Origin of the sequence: Pseudomonas sp. K5002 (genome assembly GCF_013386655.1) — a bacterium.
GTDB lineage: Bacteria > Pseudomonadota > Gammaproteobacteria > Pseudomonadales > Pseudomonadaceae > Aquipseudomonas.
Genome location: NZ_JACARK010000473.1, coordinates 1 through 3,044, shown reverse-complemented (window position 1 = coordinate 3,044; position 3,044 = coordinate 1). Strand labels below are relative to the sequence as shown.

Sequence of the window (3,044 nt, the reverse complement as noted above, 5' to 3'; positions counted from 1 at the left end):
CGGGTGCCACAGGTCGCGCATCAGGGTGCTGCGGGCGCTGATCGCCGCGTGTTGGTGGGACTGTTGCTGCACTTCGGCCAACGGTTGCTGCAGGTAAAGCGCAGTGAGGTATTGCCAGCGCTGGGTGTGCGGGCAGGTCCAGGACTCCTGCGCCGCCAGCGCCAGGCCGTTGGCCAACAGCACAGTGTTGGCCGGCTGGTTCAGCCAGCGGCGCAGGTTCGGGTCGGCATCCAGCAACTGCTGTTGGCGCAACGGCTCGTCTTCACGGGCAATGCTCAGCGCCTTGACCAGCAAGCGTTGTTCCGTCAGCAGCAACGTATAACCCTGGGACACCCAGATCGGCAGGCGCCAGGTGTTGGTCAACCCCAGGCACAGGTCCAGCAGGCGTACGCCGAACAGCTCCTGTTCGACCGTACGGGCCGATTCGCCCTTGTGAATCACCCGCAGCTCCCATTCTTCCAGCAGCTTGGGATAGGCAATCGCCATCGGCCACAGCGGCGAAAGGAACAGCAGGCTGCCCCAGTGAATGTCTTGCCACAACCGCGCCAGGCGGCTGGCGAACAGGCCGCTGGCTTGTTGCGAAGCGTGCTGGCTGATCATCTGCAGCTGGCGCAGGGCCACGGGGATTTCATTCAGCGGCACGGAAGGCAGGCGCCGCAGCAACTCCTCGGTGCGCTTGAGGCCGAGGCGATTGATCGCCACTTCGAGGTTTTCTGCCGGCTCCGCGAGGCTGCCGTGGGCTTGGTTGTTGGCCTCGCGCATCACGCTCAGCACCAGCGCCGGGCTGTTCTGCATCAGCTCTGCAATATCCCGCAACGAACTGCGGTTGTCGCCGATGGCCTTGCAAACCCGGTCGTGGCTCGCCTGTGGAACAGGCAACAGCACATCGTCCAGGCGCTTTATCCAAGCGGCGAGGGTGGCGGGTTTTTGAGTTGGGACTGTCGTTTCATTTGCCATGATTGGGGCGCGATCATCACTTGCGGTCAACACGCCCGGGACGGGCCGAACTGGTTTTTCGCCATAACGGGCTATAGTCTGGCGCAGATTTGCCGATAAGTAGAACAAGAGTTTTCAACTCTTGCGAATATGACCCTGAACCCGACGGCGCAAGTACTCATCCCCTATGGCTAAAATTATCGGCATCATCGTCGTCATCGCGAGCGTGCTCGGCGGATACGTCCTTTCCCACGGCAAGATTGCGGCGCTGATCCAGCCTTTCGAAGTGCTGATTATCGGCGGTGCGGCGTTCGGCGCATTCCTGCAGGCCAACCCCGGCTACATGACGATGCACGTGATCAAGAAGTCGCTGGGCATGTTCAGCTCGCGCTTCTCCCACACCTTCTACCTGGAAGTGCTGGGGCTGATCTACGAGATCCTCAACAAGAGCCGCCGCGAAGGCATGATGGCCATCGAAGGCGACATCGAGGACGCCGCGGCGAGCCCGATTTTCGCCAAGTACCCGGCCGTGCTCAAAGACGAGCGCATGACCGCCTACATCTGTGATTACCTGCGCATCATGTCGTCCGGCAACATGGCGCCCCATGAGCTGGAAGGCCTGTTCGACATGGAACTGTTCAGCCTCAAGGAAGAGCTGGAGCACCCATCCCACGCCGTGACCGGCATCGCCGACGGCATGCCCGGTTTCGGTATTGTTGCCGCGGTGCTCGGGATCGTGGTGACCATGGCCTCCCTCGGTGAAGGCGACCAGAAAGCCATCGGCATGCACGTAGGTGCGGCACTGGTAGGTACCTTCTTCGGTATTCTCGCGGCCTACGGTTTCTTCGGCCCGCTGGCCACGTCCCTGGCCCACGATGCCAAGGAAGAAGTGAATCTGTACGAAGCCATCAAGGCCTGCCTGGTGGCTTCGGCTTCCGGCATGCCGCCATCGTTGGCAGTGGAGTTCGGGCGCAAGGTTCTGTATCCGAAGCACCGTCCAAGCTTCGCTGAGCTGGAACAAGCGGTTCGCGGTCGCTAAGCCATGGAAAACAACCAGCCGATCATCATCAAGCGCGTCAAGCGCTTCGCTGCGGGGCACCATGGCGGCGCCTGGAAAATCGCCTTCGCCGACTTTGCGACGGCGATGATGGCGTTCTTCCTGGTGCTGTGGCTGATGTCCACTGCCACGCCGGAACAGAAGATCGCCATCGCCGGTTACTTCAAGGACCCCATCGGTTTCTCCGAGAGCGGCACGCCTTTTGTGATCGACCTCGGTGGTTCGCCGCAACTGGCGCCCGAGCGCACCATCAACCCGGAAATCAAGACCGACTCGCCCCAGGAAAAGATCCCGATCGAGCGCGACACCGTCGAGAGCATGGCCGAACAGGTCGAGCAGGAACGCCTGGAATTGCTGCTGCAGGAACTGCAAACCAAGGTTGAGGAAAACCCGCAACTGCTGAAGTTCAAGGACCAGATTTCCTTCGAGATCACCCCGGATGGCTTGCGCATCCAGATCACGGACGCCGCCAACCGGCCGATGTTCGATTCCGGCAGTGCACGCTTGAAGCCGTACTTTGAAGACATCCTGCTGGCCATGGCCGACACCATCAAGGCGGTGCCGAACAAGATCAGCATCAGCGGCCACACCGACGCCAAGCCGTATGCAGGCCAGGGCGACTTCGGCAACTGGGAGCTCTCGGCCAACCGGGCCAATGCCGCGCGTCGTGCACTGGTGGCCGGCAGCTATCCGGACCCGCAAGTGGCACGGGTGGTGGGGTTTGCTTCCTCGCAGCTGTTTGATCCCAAGGATCCGTTCAATCCGATCAACCGACGCATCGATATCGTCGTGCTGACCAAAAAGGCCCAGCGTGCAATTGAAGGTGACCCGCCTGCGACGCCACCGGTACCGACCCAGGGTGAAGGCGCGCCGGGCGAGGTGCCGGCAGACCCGAACGCACTGCCGCCCGAGCAGGAGCCGCTGCCAGCCCATGAGCTGCGGCAGAAGCTGAACCTGTTTGACGATGGCGGTGTGAAGGATCCGACTCAGCCAGCCACTGGCTCGTAAGCAGGTACAAAAAGGCCGCGATGATCGCGGCCTTTTTGTACCT

Annotated in this window: 3 protein-coding genes; 2 read left to right on the top strand and 1 reads right to left on the bottom strand. The window is 61.6% G+C overall.

Going from position 1 to position 3,044, the window contains the following annotated elements; all coding sequences use genetic code 11:
- Nucleotides 1-957: HDOD domain-containing protein (locus HX846_RS20760; RefSeq protein WP_178966011.1), on the bottom strand; the 957-nt coding region annotated here is incomplete at its 3' end.
- A 166-nt stretch (nt 958-1,123) separates the two neighbouring features.
- On the opposite strand from HX846_RS20760, the gene motA reads away from it, so the two are divergent.
- Both motA and motB read left to right on the top strand, forming a co-directional pair.
- Entirely contained in the window at nt 1,124-1,975 is an 852-nt protein-coding gene (gene motA / locus HX846_RS20755; protein WP_003217532.1) for a flagellar motor stator protein MotA, read from the top strand.
- Between the two features lie 3 nt (nt 1,976-1,978).
- Nucleotides 1,979-3,001: a flagellar motor protein MotB gene (motB, locus tag HX846_RS20750; protein WP_003217531.1), complete on the top strand. Its 1,023-nt coding sequence runs from the start codon at nt 1,979-1,981 to the stop codon at nt 2,999-3,001.
- Nucleotides 3,002-3,044 lie beyond the last annotated feature (43 nt).

What these genes read in the sequence shown, in the direction of transcription:
- motA (WP_003217532.1), top strand. Translation starts at nt 1,124, where the DNA reads ATGGCTAAAATTATCGGCATCATCGTCGTCATCGCGAGCGTGCTCGGC.
- motB (WP_003217531.1), top strand. Translation starts at nt 1,979, where the DNA reads ATGGAAAACAACCAGCCGATCATCATCAAGCGCGTCAAGCGCTTCGCT.